Raw genomic sequence first — 6,307 nt, 5'->3', positions numbered from 1 at the left:
CCGAACGGCGTCGACTTGGTGATCTTGCCCAGCTCGGACGTCGGCGAGTACTGGCCCTTGGTCAGCCCGTAGATCCGGTTGTTGAACAGCAGGATCTTGAGGTTGACGTTGCGGCGCAGCGCGTGGATCAGGTGGTTGCCGCCGATGGACAGCGCGTCGCCGTCACCGGTCACCACCCACACCGACAGGTCCGGCCGCGACGACGACAGCCCGGTGGCGATCGCCGGCGCCCGCCCGTGGATCGAGTGCATGCCGTAGGTGTTCATGTAGTACGGGAAGCGCGACGAGCAGCCGATGCCCGACACGAACACGGTGTTCTCCCGTTTCACGCCGATCTCCGGCATGAGCATCTGGACGGCCGTCAGCACCGAGTAGTCGCCGCAGCCGGGGCACCACCGAACTTCCTGGTCGGAGCTCCAGTCCTTCTTGGTGGTGATCTCAACATCGGTCATCGGCTCAGCTCTCCAGCGCCTCGAGGACGGCGAGCTCGAGCTCGCCGGCAGTGAACGGCACACCTTGCACCTTGTTGATGGACCGGGCGTCGACGAGGTACTCGGCCCGCACCAGGCGCGACAGCTGGCCGAGGTTCATCTCCGGGACGAGGACCTTGGGGAAGCGTCGCAGCACCTCCCCCAAGTTCGCCGGGAACGGGTTGAGGTGGGTGAGGTGCACGCGGGCGGCCTTCTTGCCGCGGCTGCGGACCCGGTCGACGGCACCGCCGATGGCGCCCCAGGTGGATCCCCAACCGAGGACGAGCAGCTCTGCATCCTCGTCACCTTCGACTTCGGCCAGCGGGATGTCCTTGGCGATGCCGGCAACCTTCGCTGCTCGCAAGCGGCTCATGCGCTCGTGGTTGGCGGGGTCATAGGAGATGTTCCCGGAGCCGTCTTCCTTCTCGATGCCGCCTATGCGGTGCATCAGCCCCGGCGTGCCCGGAACCGCCCACTCGCGTGCGAGGCTCTCGGGATCGCGGACGTAGGGCCAGTGGACCTCGCTGCCGTCGTCGTTGGTGTGGTTCGGCGCGCTGGCGAACGTGGTCGAGATGTCGGGGAGGTCGTCGATCGACGGCAGGTGCCACGGCTCGGAACCGTTGGCGATGTAGCCGTCGCTCAGCAAGATCACCGGTGTGCGGTACTTCAGCGCGATCCGCGCCGCCTCGATCGCGGCGTAGAAGGCGTGCGAGGCGTTCTTGACCGCCACGATCGGCAGCGGCGCCTCGCCATGGCGGGCGTACATGGCCATCAAGAGATCGGCCTGCTCGGTCTTGGTCGGCAGGCCCGTGGACGGCCCGCCACGCTGCACGTCGACGATCACCAGCGGTAGCTCGAGGCTCAAGGCGAGGCCCATCGCCTCGGTCTTCAGCGCGATGCCCGGCCCGCTCGAGGTCGTGACGGCGAGGTGGCCGCCGAACGCGGCGCCGATCGCCGAGCTGATGCCGGCGATCTCGTCTTCGGCCTGCAGCGTGCGCACGCCGAAGTTCTTGTGCTTGGACAGCTCGTGGAGGATGTCGGACGCAGGCGTGATGGGGTACGCACCGAGGAAGAGCGGCAGGCGCGCTTGGCGGCTGGCGGCCACCAGACCCCACGCCAGCGCCGTGTTGCCGGTGATGTTCGTGTACACGCCCGGCTCGAGCGGCGCGGGACGAACGGTGTACGCGGATTCGAAGACCTCGGTGGTCTCACCGAACGCCTGGCCCGCCTTGAACGCCACGGTGTTGGCTTCGGCGACTTTCGGGTCCTTACCGAACTTCTCGTCGATCCATTTGAGCGTCGGCGCCTCGGGCCGGGTGTACATCCACGTGATGAGGCCCAGCGCGAAGAAGTTCTTCGACCGCTCGGCGTCCCGCGGTTTGACCCCCAGGGGCGCCACCGCGTCCTTGGTGAGCGAGGTCATCGGCACCTCGTACACCGTGTAACCGTCGAGCGAGCCGTCGTGCAGCGGGTCCGCGTCCTCGGGGTAGCCGGCCTTGCCGAGGTGGCGCTCGTCGAACGTGTCGGTGTTGACGATCAACGTGCCACCCTTTTCGAGTGCAGGGAGCTGCGAGCGCAAGGCGGCGGGGTTCATGGCGACGAGGACGTTGGGCGCATCACCTGGCGTGGTGATCTCGTGGTCCGAGATGTGGACTTGGAAGGCCGAGACACCGGCCACCGTGCCCGCAGGCGCCCGAATCTCGGCAGGGAACTGCGGGAGCGTCGCCAAGTCGTTGCCGAACAGGGCGCTCGACGTCGTGAACCGGTCGCCGGTGAGCTGCATGCCGTCGCCGGAGTCGCCGGCGAATCGGATGATGACGCGATCGAGCTCCACCAGCTCGCGCTGGCCGGCTCGTTCGGCGGTGTCGGACACAAGGCCCCCTTCGGAGTGTGATCGCCGGGCGTCGGGCGGTGGCTCACGACTGCCCGCGGCGCGGTTTGTCGGACCACCGCGCGTGATCTCAGGTTGCCGCGCTGCGCGTGCAATTCCAAATCGCCACGGGCGGCAGCTCGAGGCGCTCGTCGCGAGCGATCAGGCGAGGTCGATCGACGAGTCGAGGTACACGTCTTGGATGGCGTTCAGCAGCTCGACACCCTCGGCCATGGGGCGTTGGAACGCCTTGCGGCCGCTGATGAGACCCATGCCACCGGCGCGCTTGTTGATGACGGCGGTGCGGACCGCCTGGGCGAGGTCGCCGGCTCCCGACGAGGCACCACCGGAGTTGATGAGCCCGATCCGGCCGAGATAGCAGTTCACGACCTGCCAGCGGGTGAGGTCGATCGGGTGATCCGTGGTCAGGTCGTCGTACACGAGCGGGCTGGTCTTGCCGAAGCCGACCGCGTTGTAGCCGCCGTTGTTGGTGGGCTGCTTCTGCTTGATCACGTCGGCCTCGATGGTGACGCCGATGTGGTTCGCCTGCCCGGTGAGGTCAGCCGACTCCTCGTAGTTCACGCCGTCGACCTTGAAGGCGCTGTTGCGCAAGTAACACCAGAGCACCGTGAACATGCCGAGCTGGTGCGCCTCGGCGAACGCCTCACTCACCTCGCGAAGCTGGCGCGTGGCCTGGTCCGACCCGAAGTAGATGGTCGCCCCGACGCCGGCCGCGCCGAGGTCATAGGCCTGGCGGACGTTGCCGAACATCACCTGGTCGTACGTCTCGGGGTACGTGAGCAGCTCGTTGTGGTTGAGCTTGACGATGAAGGGGATGCGATGCGCGAAGCGGCGCGAGGCGGTGGCCAACACGCCGAACGTGCTCGCCACGGCGTTGCAGCCGCCCTCGATGGCCAGCTCGACGATGTTGAGCGGGTCGAAGTACTGCGGGTTCGGCGCGAACGAGGCGGCAGCCGAGTGCTCGATGCCTTGGTCGACCGGCAGGATCGACACGTAGCCGGTGCCGGCGAGGCGACCGTGGTCGTGCAGCGACTGGAGGCTGCGCAGCACTTGCGGGTGACGGTCCGACTGTTCGAAGACCTGGCTCAGGTGATCGGGGCCAGGCACCGTGAGCACGTCCTTCGGGATGGCTTTCGCGACGTGGCCCAACAACGAATCGGCTTCGCCGCCGAGCAGAGACTGGATGTCCACCGGATTGCGTGCTCCTGGATCGCGGCCTTCGGCGGGTGCCGAAGCGGTGCTTCCAGCGTAGTGGAGGGCCATGGGTGGCCCGGGTCCGGGCGGGCCCGACCCGAGGCCACCGAGCCCACCACGCGAGACGATCACACGTCCTCGGTGAGCGCGCCCACCGCGCGCCCGACCGCGGCTCCCACGGCACGGCGCCGCCGGGTCGACAGCACCTCCTCGGCAAGCACCTCGGTGCGGCTCGCGGTCGCTCCTCCGGCACGGAAGAAGCGACGCCGCACCCGGCCGGTGACCACCACGCGATCGCCGGCGCGCAGCTCGGGGCCACCGCTTGGCGGATCGAACCAGGCGACGGGAACGGTCTCGTCGGGTCCGTCGACGACGGGGATGGTCACCTCCAAGCCCCACAAGGTGGCGCCGGAGGGCAGCTCACGGATGGTCGGTGGGCGGGAGAGGTGACCCCGGAGCACCGTCACGTTCAGGCCTTCGACGCGCGAGCGGTCAGCGCCCGGGGGTCGGCGGGACGTGCGGGGCTTGGTCGGCGATGTCGGCATCGCGGTTCCTCCAGGTCGGGACACGACAGGGAGGGGAAGTGCCTCGACCGTACTCACGACCTCCGACAGCCACGATGGGAAGCGACCTGCCCGCCACGCCGGGAGGCCGCGGTGTCAGGTCAGGCCCGCAAGGCGCTCGCCGGCATCGGCGAACTCGGCGTCGTGGGCGACGATCCAAGCGAACGTGGCGCGTGCCGCCGGCAGGTCACCTGCCCGCTCCTGCAGATCGGCCAGCGCGTACGCGATGCGGAGATGGTGCTCGCGCGGGCGCTTGACCTGCCAACGCGCCTGTTCCAGCAGCTTGACGGCGTCGCGGAGCCGACCCCGGTCGGCCAGCGAGCCCGCCATCACGATCCGGCCCTCGGCCACGAGCCCGCCAGACGGTGAGCCCTCCCGGAGCTCCGCCCACAGGCGCTCCACGTCGGCGTGACGGCCGAGGGCGCGCTGGCAGTCGGCGAGCACGGGGTGCTGCTCCTCCGAGCCCGTCAACTCGACGAACTTGGTCAGCTCCTGCGTGGCGGCCTTCCACTGACCGAGGCGGTAGTACGTCAGACCCAGCAGCTCGCGAACGCTGGCGGAGCCCGGCACCTCCCGGCTGAGCTTGCGCAGCTCCGTGCGTGCCTCGGGATAGCGACCACGCTGGAACGCGCGGGCGGCGGCCCCCAGGCGCGCCTCGATCTGCGGGGCCTTGCGTGCGCCGACCTCGTCGGCGAGCTCGGCGCGCAGAAGGTCGTCGGCCCGGGCCCGCCCACCTTCGCCCTCGGGCGCGCCGGCGTGTCCGGTCGCCGAGCCCTTGCCCGACCCGGCGGACGGCCGCCGTCCGGCCTCCGGTGCCACCCCACGACCGCGGCCCCCCGCGCGCCCGGGCTCGCCCTTGCGGCCGCCAGCCCGTCGGACGGCACCCGCCGCCTCCGACCGGACCTCGACGCGCCACTCCTCGTCGCCACGATCAGGGCCGGTCGGCAACGGGCCGCTCGCCCCCGGTGCATCGGTCGCACGGCTTCGGTGCGCCGGGCGATCCTCGCTCGGGGGGTCGTCGCGCTCGAGCCGCGGTGGCGGGCCACCGATGGCGTCTCCCTCCATCACCCTGCGAGCTCCGCGTCGGGTCAGCCCGCCCCAATCCGCCCTGTCGACCCGGTCCGACCGGCCAGACCGGTCACCGCGTGACCGACGCGACCCACCTGAGCGACGCTCGGACGGCTGGTCGCGATCAAGCCGGCCGCTACGAGCGGGCCGCCCGGCGCGATCCGTTCGCTCGCCTCGCCCGCGCGTCCCCTGGCTCTCACCCGCCGCGCCGCCCCGGCCGGCCCGCCCCGCGCCGCCCGACGCCGTCCGGCCACCCCCGCGGGAGTCCGCCGCCCGACCTCGAGGGTTGGCCGCTCGGCCTGCACTCCGCTCACTCCCGGCGGCCGAACCGCTGTGGCGCTTCGCACCACCGGCGGGCCCTGATCGGGGCGCGTTCGAACGCCGACGGGAAGCATCTGGGGCCATCCACGCAGCGTACCTGCACCGGTCGTGCCCGACCGCGCTGCGGCGGGGCCGAAAACGACGATGGGCCCCCGCCGTGGCGGGGGCCCATCTCAGAAAAAATCGGCGGCGTCCTACTCTCCCAGGGGACCTGTCCCCAAGTACCATCGGCGCTGGCGGGCTTAACTTCCGTGTTCGGAATGGGAACGGGTGTGACTCCGCCGCCATGGCCACCGAAATCTGTTGTCCGTGGAGCGCGGGCCTGCGACCCGGGCCCCTCGAGGACTCCATAGCGAGCACGAACATCTTTGGTGTTGATCCAAGCCCTCGGCCGATTAGTACCGGTCGGCTGAACACATTGCTGTGCGTACACCTCCGGCCTATCAACCTGGTCGTCTGGCCAGGGGCCTTACCTGGTTGACCCAGTGGGGAACCTCATCTTGAAACGGGCTTCGCACTTAGATGCTTTCAGCGCTTATCCCTTCCGTAGGTGGCAAATCAGCGGTGCTCTTGGCAGAACAACTGACACACCAGAGCTACGTCCGTCCCGGTCCTCTCGTACTAGGGACAGCCTTTCTCAAGTTCCCTCCGGCTGCAGAGGATAGGGACCGAACTGTCTCACGACGTTCTAAACCCAGCTCGCGTACCGCTTTAATGGGCGAACAGCCCAACCCTTGGGACCTGCTTCAGCCCCAGGATGCGATGAGCCGACATCGAGGTGCCAAACCTTCCCGTCGATA

5 protein-coding genes and 2 rRNA genes are annotated in these 6,307 nt (G+C 69.4%); all 7 read right to left on the bottom strand.

What is annotated here, in order from left to right; all coding sequences use genetic code 11:
• On the bottom strand, nt 1–452 hold a 452-nt coding region (locus tag VHA73_02150), incomplete at its 3' end, for a thiamine pyrophosphate-dependent enzyme (GenBank protein ID HVX16807.1).
• Nucleotides 453–456: 4 nt separating this feature from the next.
• Nucleotides 457–2,343 carry a 2-oxoacid:acceptor oxidoreductase subunit alpha gene (locus VHA73_02145; GenBank protein HVX16806.1) on the bottom strand — a complete coding sequence of 629 codons (1,887 nt, stop codon included), beginning with the start codon at nt 2,341–2,343 and terminating at the stop codon, nt 457–459.
• 159 nt (nt 2,344–2,502) lie between these two features.
• On the bottom strand, nt 2,503–3,552 hold the full coding sequence (locus VHA73_02140; protein HVX16805.1) for a class I fructose-bisphosphate aldolase: 1,050 nt from the start codon (nt 3,550–3,552) through the stop codon (nt 2,503–2,505).
• A 131-nt stretch (nt 3,553–3,683) separates the two neighbouring features.
• Nucleotides 3,684–4,100 (bottom strand): hypothetical protein, encoded by a 417-nt coding sequence (locus VHA73_02135; GenBank protein ID HVX16804.1) that lies wholly within the window; start codon nt 4,098–4,100, stop codon nt 3,684–3,686.
• A 114-nt stretch (nt 4,101–4,214) separates the two neighbouring features.
• The gene (locus VHA73_02130; protein HVX16803.1) at nt 4,215–4,937 is read right to left on the bottom strand and encodes a hypothetical protein; all 723 of its coding nucleotides are present in this window, start codon (nt 4,935–4,937) and stop codon (nt 4,215–4,217) included.
• A gap of 751 nt (nt 4,938–5,688) precedes the next feature.
• Nucleotides 5,689–5,805: ribosomal RNA gene (gene rrf / locus VHA73_02125) — 5S ribosomal RNA — on the bottom strand.
• A gap of 76 nt (nt 5,806–5,881) precedes the next feature.
• Nucleotides 5,882–6,307: ribosomal RNA gene (locus tag VHA73_02120) — 23S ribosomal RNA — on the bottom strand; the annotation flags it as partial.

Source organism: Acidimicrobiales bacterium (assembly GCA_035547835.1).
Classification (GTDB): domain Bacteria; phylum Actinomycetota; class Acidimicrobiia; order Acidimicrobiales; family Iamiaceae; genus DASZTW01.
Note: the sequence above shows the minus strand (reverse complement) of the source record. Positions and strands in the feature narration are given on the sequence as shown.